At 40.2% G+C, this 16,478-nt stretch carries 12 protein-coding genes; 9 read left to right on the forward strand and 3 right to left on the reverse strand.

Annotated elements, in window-relative coordinates; genetic code table 11:
* Window positions 1-2 precede the first annotated feature (2 nt).
* The 3 genes from FTV04_RS07780 to FTV04_RS07790 all read left to right on the forward strand — a co-directional run bounded on the left by FTV04_RS07780 (window position 3) and on the right by FTV04_RS07790 (window position 4,247).
* On the forward strand, window positions 3-2,108 hold the full coding sequence (locus FTV04_RS07780) for a TonB-dependent receptor (RefSeq protein WP_180089179.1): 2,106 nt from the start codon (window positions 3-5) through the stop codon (window positions 2,106-2,108).
* Window positions 2,109-2,120: 12 nt separating this feature from the next.
* Window positions 2,121-3,236 (forward strand): NADH:flavin oxidoreductase/NADH oxidase, encoded by a 1,116-nt coding sequence (locus FTV04_RS07785; protein WP_180089180.1) that lies wholly within the window; start codon window positions 2,121-2,123, stop codon window positions 3,234-3,236.
* 81 nt (window positions 3,237-3,317) lie between these two features.
* Entirely contained in the window at window positions 3,318-4,247 is a 930-nt protein-coding gene (locus FTV04_RS07790) for an AEC family transporter (RefSeq protein WP_180089181.1), read from the forward strand.
* Window positions 4,248-4,319: 72 nt separating this feature from the next.
* Here FTV04_RS07790 and FTV04_RS07795 read toward each other — a convergent pair whose 3' ends face one another.
* Window positions 4,320-5,126, reverse strand: a complete 807-nt coding sequence (locus FTV04_RS07795; protein ID WP_180089182.1) for a tetratricopeptide repeat protein — start codon at window positions 5,124-5,126, stop codon at window positions 4,320-4,322.
* Between the two features lie 249 nt (window positions 5,127-5,375).
* Here FTV04_RS07795 and FTV04_RS07800 point away from each other — a divergent pair, with 249 nt between their 5' ends.
* The 3 genes from FTV04_RS07800 to FTV04_RS07810 all read left to right on the forward strand — a co-directional run bounded on the left by FTV04_RS07800 (window position 5,376) and on the right by FTV04_RS07810 (window position 8,363).
* On the forward strand, window positions 5,376-5,621 hold the full coding sequence (locus FTV04_RS07800) for a hypothetical protein (RefSeq protein WP_180055561.1): 246 nt from the start codon (window positions 5,376-5,378) through the stop codon (window positions 5,619-5,621).
* A 207-nt stretch (window positions 5,622-5,828) separates the two neighbouring features.
* A complete protein-coding gene (locus FTV04_RS07805; RefSeq protein WP_180089183.1) occupies window positions 5,829-7,013 on the forward strand; it encodes a sorbosone dehydrogenase family protein in 1,185 nt (394 codons plus the stop codon).
* Window positions 7,014-7,181: 168 nt separating this feature from the next.
* Window positions 7,182-8,363 carry a Fic family protein gene (locus FTV04_RS07810; protein WP_180089184.1) on the forward strand — a complete coding sequence of 394 codons (1,182 nt, stop codon included), beginning with the start codon at window positions 7,182-7,184 and terminating at the stop codon, window positions 8,361-8,363.
* A gap of 205 nt (window positions 8,364-8,568) precedes the next feature.
* Here FTV04_RS07810 and FTV04_RS07815 read toward each other — a convergent pair whose 3' ends face one another.
* Together FTV04_RS07815 and FTV04_RS07820 are read right to left on the reverse strand one after the other, a co-directional pair.
* Entirely contained in the window at window positions 8,569-9,294 is a 726-nt protein-coding gene (locus FTV04_RS07815; RefSeq protein ID WP_257220985.1) for a folate-binding protein YgfZ, read from the reverse strand.
* Between the two features lie 117 nt (window positions 9,295-9,411).
* Window positions 9,412-11,511, reverse strand: a complete 2,100-nt coding sequence (locus FTV04_RS07820; protein ID WP_180089185.1) for a multicopper oxidase family protein — start codon at window positions 11,509-11,511, stop codon at window positions 9,412-9,414.
* 591 nt (window positions 11,512-12,102) lie between these two features.
* Between FTV04_RS07820 and acnD the strand changes: the two genes are divergently transcribed.
* From acnD to FTV04_RS07835, 3 genes are all read left to right on the forward strand, one after another.
* Window positions 12,103-14,718 carry a Fe/S-dependent 2-methylisocitrate dehydratase AcnD gene (gene acnD, locus FTV04_RS07825; RefSeq protein ID WP_180089186.1) on the forward strand — a complete coding sequence of 872 codons (2,616 nt, stop codon included), beginning with the start codon at window positions 12,103-12,105 and terminating at the stop codon, window positions 14,716-14,718.
* 93 nt (window positions 14,719-14,811) lie between these two features.
* On the forward strand, window positions 14,812-15,723 hold the full coding sequence (locus FTV04_RS07830; protein ID WP_180089187.1) for a hypothetical protein: 912 nt from the start codon (window positions 14,812-14,814) through the stop codon (window positions 15,721-15,723).
* Window positions 15,723-16,349, forward strand: a complete 627-nt coding sequence (locus tag FTV04_RS07835) for a hypothetical protein (RefSeq protein WP_180089188.1) — start codon at window positions 15,723-15,725, stop codon at window positions 16,347-16,349. Before FTV04_RS07830 ends, FTV04_RS07835 begins: the two co-directional genes overlap by 1 nt.
* Window positions 16,350-16,478 lie beyond the last annotated feature (129 nt).

The raw sequence follows: 16,478 nt of genomic DNA on the forward strand, positions 1-16,478 counted from the left end.
CTATGCAAAGTAAATTTAACGTCACATCATTTAAGACACATTTACTTTGCCTGACGGCATGTATTAGCCAACAGCTGTATGCAGAAACAGGTTCTACGGAACCTGTTTTACTTCCTGAGATTACCATTGAAGCACCACGAACCAATACCACGTGGTTAAAAACACCTGCATCGGTATACCGTGTACAGCAGGCTGAAAATAATAACAATACGGGTGTAAATCTGTCCGAAACCTTAAAAGGTGTGCCCGGCCTGCAACTGAATAACCGTGAAAACTACGCACAAGACTTGCAACTGTCTATGCGAGGCTTTGGCGCACGTTCAACATTTGGTGTGCGTGGTATCCGTTTATATGTTGATGGAATCCCTGCGACCATGCCGGATGGTCAGGGACAGACGTCAAATATCGATATGAGTAGCTTAAATCATATCGAGGTATTGGGCGGGCCATTTTCCTCTTTATATGGTAACTCTTCGGGTGGGGCGATTTTAACAACGACCAAGCAAGGTACTGGAAAAGACTCCATCGAACTCGGCTATTCAGGCGGCAGTCATAATAAAAGCCGTGCTGATATTGTGCTGCTAGGTGGCTCAGAACAGGCCAATGAACCTAGCTATGTTGTGAGTTCTTCTTATTTTGAAACCGATGGCTACCGTGATCATAGTGCTGCAAATAAGGTACTCAGCAATGCAAAACTGACGTGGGATTTGGATGATGGTTCCAAGGTCAATTGGATTGTGAATCATGTGGATATCAATGCCGATGATCCACAAGGTCTGAATCGGGAGCAATTGCGTCAAAATCCGAAACAAGTTAATGATGCCAATAATACCTATGATGTACGTAAGGAAATTAGCCAAACTCAAACTGGGTTGACGTGGAAAAAACCATTGAATGAGCAGCATGAACTCAATGCAATGGTGTATATGGGGCAACGTGATGTGGTGCAGTATCAGTCCATCCCCAAAAATCCACAAAATAATGCGCGCCATGCAGGTGGTGTGATTGATTTTAGCCGTGATTATTATGGAACAGATATTCGCTGGACAGGCAAAGACCTTTTGCCGAATACGCGTTTTACTGCAGGCCTTGCCTTTGATTATATGGATGAAGACCGTAAGGGCTATGAAAATTTTGATGCCAATGGAAATTTTGGCAAGAATGGCAATATTCGTCGAAATGAAAATAACACCTTGTGGAATTTAGATCCCTATGTCCAAGCTTCGTGGAATTTTTTACCCAATTGGACTTTAGATACAGGGCTACGATATAGCAATGTTCATTATGAATCTGACGATAAATATGTCGTGGGTTTAAATAAGGATGACAGCGGTAAAACCGACTATGACAAAGTTTTACCTTCAGCAGCATTAAGTTGGAATATTGCGCCTCAACTGAATGCCTATGCCAGTTATGCCAAAGGTTTTGAAACACCGACCTTTACAGAAATGGCCTATTCTAAAGATGACGGTATGAATTTTGATTTAAAACCGGCCAGTAGCGATAACTACGAGCTTGGGCTTAAATCACAAAATGCATTGGGGAATTTCACTGCAGCGGTGTTCCAAAGCAAAACTCAAGATGACATCGTCTCTGCAGGAAGTATCAATGGTCGTGCAACCTATAAAAATGCCGATAAAACCTTACGTGAAGGTGTGGAGCTTTCGTGGAATAAACAGCTATGGCGAGATTTAAGCGCGCAAGCAAGTTACAGTTATATCGATGCCACTTTTGATGCCGCAATTCCTGACAGTGATGTCGTCAAAGGCACCTATATTCCGGGTATTGCCAAAAACCAAGCGTTTGCCGCACTGAATTGGCTGCCAGATATTGGCTTTAATGCCGGCCTAGATGTTCGCTATATGGATAAAGTCTATGTCGATGATGCCAACAGTGATGCTGCGTCGAGCTATACCGTGGTTTCTGCCAACGCTGGTTATGTGTGGAAACAAGCAGATTGGAAAGTTAAAACCTATGTACGTGTAGATAATTTGTTTGATGAAAACTATGTCGGTTCAGTGATCGTCAATGATGGAAATGGACGCTTCTTTGAACCCGCTGATGGTTTGAATTGGAGTGCAGGATTAAGTGTGACCAAAGCCTTCTAAAAGGAGAGTAATGTGGCGTTGTTATTTCAACCAATTCAGTTTGGAACATTGGGGCTGACTAATCGAATCGTGATTGCACCCATGTGTCAATATTCTGCCAATGAGCAAGGGGAGTTAAGCTATTGGCATGAGCAACAATGGGCGAATTATGCCTTGTCAGGTGCCGGACTATGTATCATCGAGGCAACGGCCGTACAGGCAGAGGGGCGCATTAGCTATGCAGACCTCGGCCTTTGGAATGATATGCAACGTGCACAGATGAAGGCACTATTGGCCAAGGTGAAATCACTTTCACCTATGCCATTTGCTATCCAACTGGCACATGCGGGTCGTAAGGCATCGACAGATAAACCTTGGGCAGGACGTGGACAATTACCCCCAGATCACCCTCAAGGATGGCAAACTGTTTCAGCCAGTGAGTTGCCCTTTAATGTCACAGATCATGCACCCCATGCTTTAAGTCGAGATGAAATCCAGCAGATCATTCAAGACTTTGCCGATTCAGCAAAACGAGCGGTAGATGCAGGCTTTGACTTAATTGAGCTACATGCCGCACATGGTTATTTGCTGCATCAATTTATGTCACCATTGTCGAATCAACGTAGCGATGAATATGGTGGCAGTCTGGAAAATCGCATTCGGCTGACGCTTGAAGTGTTCCAAGCCATGAAAAATGCCGTTCCTGAAGATTATCCAATTGGGGTACGTATTTCTGCAACTGACTGGATGGAATATACTGAAGCACCGAGTTGGGATCTAGACTCGGCTGTTGGCTTGTCAAAAGCGCTTGCACAACTAGGCACAGCCTATATTCATGTTTCTAGTGGCGGCTTAGATGTGGCCCAAAAAATTCAATTACAAGCCAGTTATCAAGTGCCTTTTGCTGAAGCCATAAAGCAAGCCGTTCAGGTTCCCGTAATTGCTGTGGGTTTAATTACCGAAGCAATGCAAGCCGAAGGCATCTTACAATATGGCATGGCAGATGCGATTGGTCTTGCTCGTGCAATTCAATATGACCCGCGTTGGCCATGGCATGCCGCTGCTGAACTCGGTGAAAACCTAAAAATTTCTCCGCAGTATTTACGCTGTCAGCCGCATGCACAAAGAAGTCAATTTACGGCTTTCTAATTTTCAAAATTTATAGCGGTCCGATCTACACTCTCAGGTTGAGGGTGTGGATAGAAGAGTCTATTACACAGGATATTTCGTATGGTCTTTGAGGTGATTGGTCCAATCTTTTTTCTTTTGGCCTTGGGATATCTGTCTGTAAAATGCAGTTTATTGAGCAAAGAACAAGTTGGAACCATTGGCGCATTTGTGATTAAGATTGCACTGCCGGCTTTGTTTTTTCAGTCATTAGCTTCTAAAGATTTGCATCAAATTTGGTATCCCGGCTATTTCTTTGTTTATACCGGAGTCACATTTTTATTGTATGGCATGGCCTATTGGCTATTGTCGACACATTTTAAAAATAATATGTCGCAAACTGCGGTACTGTCATTAGGCGCTGGCATGTCAAATACAGGCTTAATTGGCACTGCAGTCCTAAGCTTATTGGTCGGTCAAAATGCGATGACCTATACCTCACTGATCGTCATTATTGAAAGTGTGCTGCTGATTCCAACGGTGCTGGTCCTTGCGCAATTAGGAAGTTCACAGCAAAAAGCCAATATTGGCGACATCATCAAAAATACCTTATTAACCCTGTTAAAAAATCCACTCTTTGCAGGGGTAATGCTAGGGATTGGGTTTGCAATTTTCCAAATTCGTTTACCTCATCAAATCAATGATGTACTGGCGATGTTCGGTCAAACGGCTTCACCATTGGCGCTGTTTGCAATTGGTGGTGGGATTGTCGGTATGAGCTTAAAGTATGTGAATGCTCAGAGCTTCTATTTGGTGATTTCAAGCAACTTGGTGATGCCTTTACTGACTTATTTGGGCTTACGCTATTTGACTGATGTCAGCCAAGAGATGTTATATGCAGGGACGATTATTGCCGCATTACCGATGCCGACGATTTTTGCCATGCTAGGACAAGTTTATGGCTTAAATGAAAAGACCTTAACGCCTTTGTTGATGAGTACCATCTTGGGCTTTGTCGTAACAGGTGTATTAATCAGTCTGTGGTGGGCGTGATTTTGATCAGCTCAAGATTTTCTTAACCCCATGAAAAAGCCCTGCATGTGCAGGGCTTTTTTTTATGCTTAATTAACTCTTTTTCGCATTGGCTTTAGGTGCTTTGGCTTGTTCAGCAATCATTTTATCCACGGTTGCCAAAGATTCTTTGGCTTGCGGAATATTTTCTTTGGCTAATGCACTAAATATTTTTTTAGCTTCAGGCAAATTCTGCGGGATGATATTGCCATTTACAAACATATTGCCCACCGCCATCAATGCAGGGACATAACCTTTTTTCGCTAACTCTTGAATGCTATTTAGACCTTGTTGAATAGGCTTTTCATTTTTAGCTTTAAAGCCGGCACTGATGTCATAAAGCGCTTTGGCATGAATCGCAGGGTAGTTGCCTTTTTTAATCAGCGGATCAAGTTTGCTGAGTGCCAATTTATCTGACTCAGGTTTATTTTCTGCAAAAAGTAAAATGGCATAGTCGATGGAGGCATCATCAAAACGAGCCGAAGATGCGCGTTCTAAATATTGTTTGGCCTTATTGGTATCTTGTTTTAAGCCCAGTGTGCCCGTTGCATAATTTTTACCTAAAACATAGTTAGCAACAGGGTAACCTTTGGCTGCAGCCTGTTCATAGAGTTGGATGGCTTTTTTCTCATCCTTCGCTACGCCTTGACCTGTTTGAGTAAGATAGCCCAAATTATAAATAGCCTGAGCATTACCTTTTGCTGCAAGTTTGCTCAGTGTTTGGTAGGCGCCATTCATATCTTTGGCCTTGACCATGGCTTCCACTTTAGCAAATTCAGGATCGACGGCATCTGTTTTAGTTTCAGCAAAAGCGAATTGAGTGCTCATTGCCAAAATGCTTGCAAGTAGGATTTTTTTCATCTTAAAACCTTTTGTAAATCATGCACATAATTCCGTTTATGTGTTTTGGTGGTTATTTTTGTCGGTTTTTACATCATAGGTAGATTTACGTAAATGTAAAGTGAGGAATTGTGATTTAAAGCGTTTTTATAAAATAATGTTGATTGCCGTTAGCACTTTAAATGCCATGACTTTATTGCATCAAAAGCCTTTGCAAAAAAGCAGGACTCTGATTTAATCGCGCATTGTTATTTTCTCTGAGGCAGCGCGATGTTTATTAAAGGCATTAAACGCAATTACGATAAAATTAATGCAGATGAATCGATTGCAGATGAAGATAAAATTGATGCGCTTTTGATGAAACTGGGTGCAGAGTTTTTAGTCAGTAAAGAGGATCGTGTTTATATTTTCAAAAAAGGCGATTTGGAAGCTAAATTTGATGCTAAACATGCGCGCACCTATCATTTTAAAGAATATGTATGCAAAGATATGAATAAGTTATTTCATGGATTTTGATTAAAATCATGATTTAAAAACGAAAACGTGAGGGGGAATAAAGTTCCTCCTTATTTTTGTTTGTTGTGTACTGCACCAGCGTATGTGATTTAAAAAACCTTAATTTTCAAAAGTATAATATTTTCTAAAAATATAAATTGAATAAAATAGATACAAAGCATCTATGATGAATACAGATATACATGATTCATTGAGATGTATTTAAATATGATAAAAATAAGCGCCATCTTGATCCTTGGTTTCGTCTGTTCAATGACCAGTTGGGCTCAACAACCCAAGCTTGTTCCGCATCCAATCCATTTAAAAAATGGCAAGCAGTTTTCATTAAATTTGCCTGCGCAGTATGAAATTATTCCTGCTGCCGAAGGTCTCAAACGTGTTCGTTTTTTTGCGCAAGCACCTGATCGGAGAATATTTGTCTCGGATATGTATGATCTAACAGATAATAAAAAAGGTACTGTATATATATTGGATGATTGGAATGCTGACACAGGTAAATTTGGCAAAATCATTCCTTATCTGACCGGTTTGAGAAATCCAAATTCAGTTCAGTTTTATACCGATGCTCAAGGACAGGATTGGCTCTATTTGGCGGAAACGCACCAACTGACACGGCAAAAATTCAACAGAGGTGAAACTCAGCCTTCGAGTAAGGCTGAAGTTTTAGCGACATTTCCTGATTATGGTTTGAGTTATAAATACGGCGGTTGGCATCTGACGCGGACGATTGCAGTCGGTGGAAATGGAAAGATTTATGTGTCGGTTGGCTCGAGTTGTAACGCCTGTGTAGAAAAAGAAAAAGTGCGAGCATCCGTCATCGAGATGAATCCTAATGGTTCAGAGCAACGGATTTATGCGACAGGTTTGCGTAATGCAGTTGGTCTAAAATGGATCGGTAGATTTCTATTTGCAACTAATCAAGGTTCTGATCATTTGGGAAATAAAAAGCCAGATGAAACTTTTTATGCGTTAAAGCATGATACCGATTATGGCTGGCCCGCATGTTATTCATGGCAGGGCAAAGTCTTGGCGGATGCTAAATTTAAACGTGCATCAGGCTGTAAAAATGTTCCATCGCCCTATGCTTATTTCCCTTCGCATTCCTCTGCATTAGGTTTTGATTATTTTGATGACCCTCATACTGATGCCACCATTAAAAATGCATTTTTAGTGGCCTTGCATGGCTCTACCGACGAGGCGATTGGTCATGGCTATCAAATTGCAATGATGCGTAAAGGACAAAAACTTGAAACCTTTATGGATGGTTTTTTAGTCGGTAAAACGGTGCATGGGCGACCTGCGGATATTTACCGAATTGATGCAAATTCCTTTTATTTTTCGGATGATCGGGGTGGGGTGGTTTATTTTGTGAGGTGGAGAGATATTTTCTGATTTTGTGAAAATCCAATAAAAAAAGTCTAAGTATAAAATAAAGAGAGGGTTGATCACTTTAAATATTCTGACATTTTTACTGACATATAAATATATTGAAATGCTGTAATACTTTGAGATATATTGGAAAATAACTGACATTTTTGCTGACAAAATTTAAGGAAAAAAATGCCTGAGCAAAGCAAAGAGTGGTTGAATGAAACTACACTACGTGTGATGACCTATAAATCTGGTTCATTCACATTTAGTCTGAGTTTAGACTACGAACGTTTACAAGGGGCAATTGACCGAGTAAATGATGCACAAAAGCGCTTTAATAAAATGCCAGGACTTCCTCAAATTATCGACCAGATGCAAGAAAAAATTCTTGCAAGTAGTATTTACAGTACGAATACTATAGAAGGTGGTGAGTTCAGCCAAGAAGAAACAGCGCAAATTTTAAAAATTGATCCAGCTCAAATCCAAAATACAGCAGAAAAAAGATTAACCAACCTAAAGCAGGCGATAGATTGGATTAATCAACATAAACACACAACACTTACTCCTAATTTGGGAAAAAATATAAGTTTGGATGATGTATTGACATTGCATCGCCTTGTTTCTCAAGATGTTGATGAAAAAAATAATCCACCTGCTCAATTCAGAAATAATCAACCTACACAAAAAACGATCGTAGGTGATGCAGAACATGGAGGGACATATCGTCCACCGAAATGCTTAGCAGATATTGAATATCTGATGTTAGCTTGGCTTGAATGGTTAAATGCCCCTGTCATTATGCAACAAGCTGTGTTGATTCGAGCAAGTCTTGCACACTATTATTTTGAATTAATTCATCCATTTTGGGATGGTAATGGGCGTACAGGGCGATTGATTGAAATGCTGATTTTGGAACAATCAGGTTATCATTTTAGTTCTTCTGCTGTATGGAAATACTATCAGGAAAATATTCACCAATATTTTGCACTTTTTAATCAATGTCGCAAGTTAGCCGATAAAAAACAAGATGATGCTCATCAAGGTTTTGTCAGATTTATGATAGAAGGTATGTTTAAAACCATTGAAAACTTACATGATCAAGGAGATGACCTTATTCGTTTTCTTCTTTATAAAAATGCATTGAATGATGCTCGTAAAAACAAAAGGTTATCTGAAAGACAAATTCAATTGATTGAAATTTATATGGCTGAAGCAATTATTGTTTCACCTACTGAACTTTATAAACGACCTATTGTTCAGATATTATTTAAAGGCAAAACAGAACGAACTTACTATCGAGATATAGAAGGAATTGTGAAAGCTGGATTTTTGAATGAATTAGAAGGGAAATTGTATTATCCATACATATAAAACAATATAGATGACATTTTTACTGACATTTTTTTTAATTTTATTGGTTTAAGTTATTGAATTAAAATAGTAAATAACTGTCATTTTAGCTGACATTATTTTCCTATAAAAAAAATTTAATCTTTATATTTCTATAATTTTTCAGTCATAAAAAAGCCCCTAAACTTAGAGGCTAATGTACCACAACATTCTAAAATTTATAGACTTAAGCAGGACGTGCCACATCACCATTCAATGCTTCAGGCAAGGCTAAAACTGTCACATCTAACTCTTCTAAAGCTTCTGGACGTGCCACAACTAAAGCTACATAACCATTTTCTACAGCCGCGCTATTGACCACTTGTACGCCTTTATTCAGCTGTTCGCCTTGTGCAGGCGCAGTTCCTGTGCCTGAAATTGCATGCAACCAAGCTTTTGGTTTTGCTTTAAACCATAAACGTGCAATCACTTCCTGACCCAAATAACAACCTTTGTCATAGTGGACGCCTTCACGCTGATGTAGACGTAACTCTTGCGGTTGGAACACATGTTCAATCGCTTGGTCAATATAGGCCTGACCCGCTTGAATCGCTTGAATTTCCCAAGCTGCAACATCCGTCGGTTCCGAAGCAAATGTCGTTTTATCATCGACTAAACTCGGAAAAACTGCACCAGTTTCTTCAAGTTTCATTTTAGAAAATGCACCAAATTTTTTAATATGTTTGGCAAATTCTTCGGCTTGATCTGCCGTAGTGACAATAGAAAAACTTTCAGCACTGTGTTTGGTGAGCCATAAACCAAAGTGAATACGGCCTTTGAGGTCGCAGATTGCAGTATAACGTGTTGCATTTTCTTCAAGGCGTTTAACATGCAAAGTCACTTGCCCTTGTAGAAATTTTTGTGCATCGACACCGTTGAGAGAAAAAGATGTGAATGCCATAGACGTTGTCATGACCAGCCTCAGTATAAATTTTAGATATCATTAATCATGTTATTTTGCAGCAAGCCGCAGTGTTAGGCAAACAAAAAGCCCATATTGATATGGGCTTTTGTACAGCATAGATCGGTCTTAGTGACTGTGTGTCGGCATATCGCTTGCAGTCATATCTATAGTGGAATGATGTGAAGGCGGTTCACTATTACAATCATATTGGTCGCCACAAATACGCACGGTTTCCATCATACCTTGATCTTCATGGTCTAAAATATGGCAGTGCAGCACGAAGTCGCCTTCAAATTTTTCGTACTTGCTGCGCACAAAGATTTTATAGCCCTGTTTGACGAAGAGCGTATCTTTCCAAACGCCTTTCATTCCATGATATTGCGAGTCAATATTTCCTGCACCATCTTTATCTGAGCTGCCGATGGCACTGACATCGACACCATTTTCATTCAATATTTTCACGACTTGGAATGGATTGACATGAATATGGAAGGGATGACTTGCAACATTACTGCTCAACTCCCACTCTTGGGTTTGCCCGATTGGAAGCTTGCGGACATAGCTATGGTGGGTATGGTCTTCATCGTGGTAGGCATCGCCAAAGCTGATCAAGGTACCTTCTTCGGCATGACGAATACCAAATTTAAAGCTGCCATCTGCATTGAACAGAATGTCAAAGTTGGTGATTTGCTTCGCCATCGTTTTGAGCATTTCATCGACTTCAGCAGTCATTAAACTCGCATGAGAGATAAAGGCTGATAAATCACCCTGTTCGAGCTGTGCAATCACTTCTGGTGCCAGTTTTAGTTGGGTGGCCTGAATTTTTAAGAAGTTAAATGGCGTTTGCTGCGGTAGTTGAGTTGCTTGCACATTGACCCAACCGAGGAGCTGTGTATTGAGTTTTTCTTCTGGTGCGCGACGAAGTAATGGACTTGATTCAGGCGCATTAATTTCATCTTCCAGATTCAGCTTGGCATCGTATACACAGTATTTATTGGTGGTCGGGAAAGAGAGCATGGCATCAAAGCGATAACCCGGCTGAAAAATTTCAATCCCTTGCTTTTGGATTTTTCCCATGGTCAAGCCGTCTTGTGCAAGGGTATACAACGGTAATGTTTTCAGCGTTTTAAACTGTGAAGACATCGACTTACTTTGATATTTTTGACATTCACTCAGGGTTTGCTCTGCGGTAAAGAGCGCAGAATCAGGTAGTTCTTTGATGGTCAAACCAATGGTGTCACGGATACCGCCGTGAATCATGCGCCAGCGGTGGTATTGGTTTTGATCTACCTTAATTTCACCAAACATTTTGCCATTGATACTGGTAAAACGATTTTCATCCGCCCATGAGGTGGGTATATCGAGTTTTGAATAATCTTCTAAGCTATAGATGCAGGGTGTACCATTCACTTGGCTTAAATTGCTGTCGCAATCTTCATTGTATTGAATCTGCTGGAACAGCATGATTTTTTCATGGTCATACTGCTGGGTTTTTTGATTTTTCCATAAGATGTCCAAATCTCCAGTCTGCTGAATTTGCCCCTGTCGAATGACGGGTTTTCGCTCTCCCTCAATAATCAAAGGGCCAGCCATGCCGCTTGAGACCTGAATCGCGGTTGAACCATGCACATGAGAGTGATACCAAAATGTTCCCGCAGGATGATTCGGTTCGATCTTAAATTCGTAATGAAAATCTTGCTGAGGTTTTAAGCTCAAAAATACGTTGTCACTATTTCCTTGCGGGCTAACCCAAAGACCATGTGTATGTAAATTTGTGGTGTTAAAACAGTTCCCTTGGTTAATATTGGTCACTGGACTTGGGCAGGTCTCTGTCGATTCAACAGGGAGATGATTGACCAGATGGATTTTTAAATTGTCACCTTGTTTCGCACGAATTTGTGGGCCAACCAGTACATCAGAAACACTGCCATCGGTATTTTTTGAGTTCCAGAGTTCAGGTTTAGTCAGATAGCCTCTGACTTGTAATAGATCATTCTCACCCGTTTCAGGGTCGTATAAGGCTTGGCGTTTATAGGCAATCAGCAGTTCATGCTCACCTTGTGCATTGGCTTTCAAACGTGGTGGATTCGAGACGACAGTCGGTGAGTCTACTTCCTCTTCTTGAATCGTCGAATCCGTTGTCGATTGGTCGTTGTCGCCACAGGCAATGAAGCTAAGACAGCTTAAGAGGCAGCCAGCCCCAATGATGGTTTTAAATTTTGTCATGATCTTTCCCCAAAGCATAATGACGGTAGAACAGTAATCGCTGATTTATTTAGCTAAGATTTTGTAAATATTGTGATTATTTTGGCGAGTACAGCGAATTACTGTTCTTGTATGTCGTGCTTTTATTATCTGAGAGAGGGGGGATTCGACGCTATCCCTGCAAATAGGGATAAATTGAGAATTAAGATAAAATAAATAATAAAACTGTGTTTTGATTCACATTGTGGCTTTGAGGCGCAATGAGCTAATGAAGTAATTTAATGCCTTGATTATTAAATACTAAAATTGATAAGACTGATTTTTAATCAATTTGGTTGATATTTAGATTAAATATTATGCAGTGCAATTTACCTTAGACTAAAGAATGAGGCGGATTTGCAGCTATTTTTCAAAAAAATTCATATTTAGAGCGAATATTCCAAAGTTAGTGTAACTAAATATTTCAAAAACCCCTATTTTTATATTTAACTATATGAAATATATGAGATTTGGGAAATGGGTTTTCGGCAGTGTAGTATGCCTATCGAACAAAGATGAATTGTCTATGAAAAAGACAACGCAAAAAAATGAAAGACCGAGGGCAGGAACGCTATGAACAACAACTACCGTAAACCGCTGCAAGGCACCCAGCTAGAATACTTCGATGTACGCCAAGCCGTAGAAGATATTCAGCCAGGCGCATACGCAAAACTCCCATATACATCTAAAGTCCTTGCAGAGCAGTTGGTTCGTAAATGCGACCCTGCAATCTTAGAACAGTCTTTAAAAGAACTGATTAACCGTAAACAAGACCACGATTTCCCTTGGTACCCTGCACGTGTGGTGTGCCATGACATCTTAGGCCAAACCGCATTGGTTGACCTTGCAGGTTTACGTGATGCGATTGCAGACCAAGGCGGCGACCCGTCAAAAGTCAATCCTGTTGTTCCAACGCAGCTGATTGTTGACCATTCTCTTGCTGTAGAGTTTGGTGGTTTTGATCCTGATGCATTTGAGAAAAACCGCGCGATTGAAGACCGTCGTAACGAAGACCGTTTCCATTTCATTGAATGGACCAAAACAGCATTTGAAAATGTTGATGTGATCCCTGCGGGCAACGGCATCATGCACCAAATCAACTTGGAGAAAATGTCTCCAGTGATTCAAAACCGTGATGGTTTAGCATTCCCTGATACCTGTGTGGGTACAGACTCACATACACCGCATACTGATGCATTGGGTGTGATTTCTGTTGGTGTCGGAGGACTCGAAGCTGAAAATGTCATGCTCGGCCGTGCATCTTGGATGCGTCTACCCGACATCATTGGTGTAGAACTGGTGGGCCAGCGTCAAGCAGGCATTACGGCAACTGATATCGTGTTAGCGCTTACAGAATTCTTGCGTAAAGAACGTGTCGTCGGTGCTTATTTAGAATTCTTTGGTGAAGGTGCAGACAGCATGTCTGTAGGTGACCGTGCAACGATCTCGAATATGACCCCTGAATATGGCGCAACGGCTGCGATGTTCTACATCGACCAAAACACCATTGATTACCTGACTTTGACAGGCCGTGAAGCGGATCAAGTGAAATTGGTTGAAACTTATGCCAAAGAAATTGGTCTTTGGGCGTCGGATATGACAGCGGCAGAATACCCGCGTGTACTACGTTTTGATTTATCACAAGTCACTCGTAATATTGCAGGTCCATCGAACCCGCATGCGCGTGTATCGACGGCTGACTTAAAAGCCAAAGGCATTGCAGGAAACTTAGAAGCAGCACGTGCGCAAGAAGCAGAAGGTTTAATGCCAGATGGCGCGGTGATTATTGCTGCCATTACCTCTTGTACTAATACCTCAAACCCGCGTAATACTGTAGCAGCAGGTTTGTTGGCACGTAAAGCCAATGAGTTAGGTTTAGTGCGTAAGCCTTGGGTGAAATCATCATTTGCACCAGGTTCTAAAGCGGCTGCATTGTATTTGGAAGAAGCAGGCGTACTGAAAGACTTAGAAAAACTTGGTTTTGGTATTGTCGCTTATGCATGTACTACTTGTAACGGTATGTCTGGTGCATTAGACCCAGCGATTCAACAAGAAATTATTGATCGTGATTTGTACGCAACTGCGGTACTTTCAGGTAACCGTAACTTCGATGGTCGTATCCATCCATACGCAAAACAAGCGTTCTTGGCTTCGCCTCCACTCGTTGTGGCGTATGCCATTGCAGGGACGATTCGTTTTGATATCGAAACCGATTCACTGGGTAATGACAAAGACGGTAATCCAATTTACTTAAAAGACATTTGGCCGTCTGATGCTGAAATTGATGCACTGGTAAAAGAAGCGGTTAAACCTGAACAGTTTAAGAAAGTGTATATCCCAATGTTTGACTTGGGTGAGCGTGAAAAAGCGGCAAGCCCGTTATACGACTGGCGTCCGCAAAGTACTTATATCCGCCGTCCGCCGTATTGGGAAGGGGCTTTGGCTGCACCGCGTACCTTGTCAAATATGCGTCCGCTTGCGATCTTGCCTGACAATATCACCACAGACCATTTATCGCCTTCAAATGCGATCATGATGGATTCGGCTGCAGGTGAGTACTTACATAAAATGGGCGTGCCTGAAGAAGACTTTAACTCATACGCAACTCACCGTGGCGACCATTTGACGGCACAGCGTGCAACATTTGCGAACCCGAAATTGTTCAATGAAATGGTGGTGCGTTCTGACGGTACCATCAAGCAAGGTTCAAAAGCGCGTGTAGAGCCAGAAGGCGAAGTGATGCGTATGTGGGAAGCAATTGAAACTTATATGAACCGTAAGCAGCCGCTGATCATCATTGCAGGTAAAGATTACGGTCAGGGTTCGAGCCGTGACTGGGCTGCCAAAGGTGTGCGTCTTGCAGGTGTAGAAGTGATTGTAGCGGAAGGTTTTGAGCGCATTCACCGTACCAACTTGGTGGGTATGGGCGTGTTGCCGCTTGAGTTTAAAGCAGGGACTGACCGTAAAACCTTGAAGCTAGACGGTACTGAGTTGTATAGCGTGATTGGCAATATTGCACCGCGTTCTGACCTGACTTTGGTGGTTGAGCGTTCAACAGCAGACGGCAAAAATGAAATCATTAAAGTGCCTGTGACTTGCCGTTTGGATACCGAAGAAGAAGTGCATGTGTATGAAGCGGGTGGTGTGTTACAACGCTTTGCACAGGATTTCTTGGAGGGAAGTATTTAATTTCCTTATTTGCTAGCTTGTTTGTATATAACAAGCTAGCAAATCAGTATTATTCTTATGATAAAATCATATTTTTATTAATAAAATTTTAAAATGGATAACATTCTGCAAAAGGGACACTATAGAAAGACATTTTATATTTTGATTGGGGTAATTCTTTTATTCTCTATCATTGTAAGATTATTTGTTATCCCATATTTAGCTGGGTCGTCAGTTTCTTGGTCTACATTTTTCACATCGTTCTTTGATAATTTTATTGTGACACTTATCATCACAGTTTTTATTGGTAGTTTTATTTTTTGGTTAACACCTAAAAATGCCTTTAGAGCTAAGATGGAGGTAATAGAAGCTAAAGAAATAAATCCTACTCTTAAGTCTGTATTAGCATCTACAAAATGCTGGATTTATAAAGGTACTTGTGGGCGTTATACAAGAGCAACTACAATTCCTAAGCTAGCAGAAGCTGCGAGAAACTCAAGTTTTGGTAGAGATATAACAATTTGTTTATTAAATCCAAGCAATGAAAAGCTATGTAATGAATATGCAATTTATAGAAAAAGTTTAAAATCTGCTAATGCTTTAAATCCTTGGACTAAAAAAACTGTACAAGAGGAAATTATAGCTACTGTAGTAGTAGTTCTTAAATATACATATTTACAGCCTTTACTGCGTATTAATGTGTATTTTGTAGATCATTTTTCAGCTTTCAGATTGGACATATCAGATTCATACGTTATTGTTACTAAAGAAGATAAAGAGGCTTCCGCTTTAAAGGCTGATGCTGGAACATATTTTTATGATTCTTACAAAGATGATGTTCGTTTAACAGAGAGACAATCTAAGAGTTTAGGTCATTTTCCTGACTTAGTTTTCAATGAGAATGTGGATGAAAGTAAGTTAAGAGAAACTTTGTCACATACAGGTTTCTTTGATTTTTCAATGCTGTCACCAGAAAGTATTCAAAGCATTTTGTTAAAAATCAATGATCCTAAGGATCCTTATTGATGATTGCTAATACTATTAATGAATTTTTAGAACTACTAGATAACAAAGAATTATCATTAATTCATATTCTTAAGCTAAGGGAAAAATTAAAAAAGCCTTTTAAACGACATCCTTTAGGTTTTTATGCTTGTACATTATTCGAGGAACACTCGCGTAAAATTAGATTGCATTACTGGGATTTATCTAATAGTAATGAACTACAATCACCAGAGTTAATGATACACGATCATATTTTTGACTTTAAAAGTTGGATTTTATCCGGATCAATTGAGAATATTGAATATGAAATTGATGAAAAAGGGCAGGTTTATCATTTGTATTCAACTTTTTACGAGAAAAACTGTTCTATTTTAAAAAAGACGACAGAGTCTATAAAAATCTTAGAAAAAAATGTACAAGTATATGAAAATGGTCAGTCCTATAATATGAAAGCTGGAGTACTTCATAAAACAAGAACAATACAAGATAAAACATTCACGATTCTTTATACAGAAGATACAGAAAGGTTAGTTCCACGTGTATTAGCTAGAGATTCAGCAGAAAAGAAAATTGTATATGAACGTAAGGAGATAACAGAGCAAGAAATAAAAGAGAAGTTGTATTCTATTTATCCAGTTTCAATATAGTCCTTCTTCGCTCAATCCCTACACTTTGCTAATAAAACGATAAATCTCATTCAATACAATAAAGCTACACTGCTATGAACCCTGATGCAGACGCTGAAATATCCGACCGCTTTGCAAACGACAAATTTG

Origin of the sequence: Acinetobacter sp. YH12219, from assembly GCF_013417875.1 — a bacterium.
GTDB classification, from domain to species: Bacteria; Pseudomonadota; Gammaproteobacteria; order Pseudomonadales; family Moraxellaceae; genus Acinetobacter; species Acinetobacter amyesii.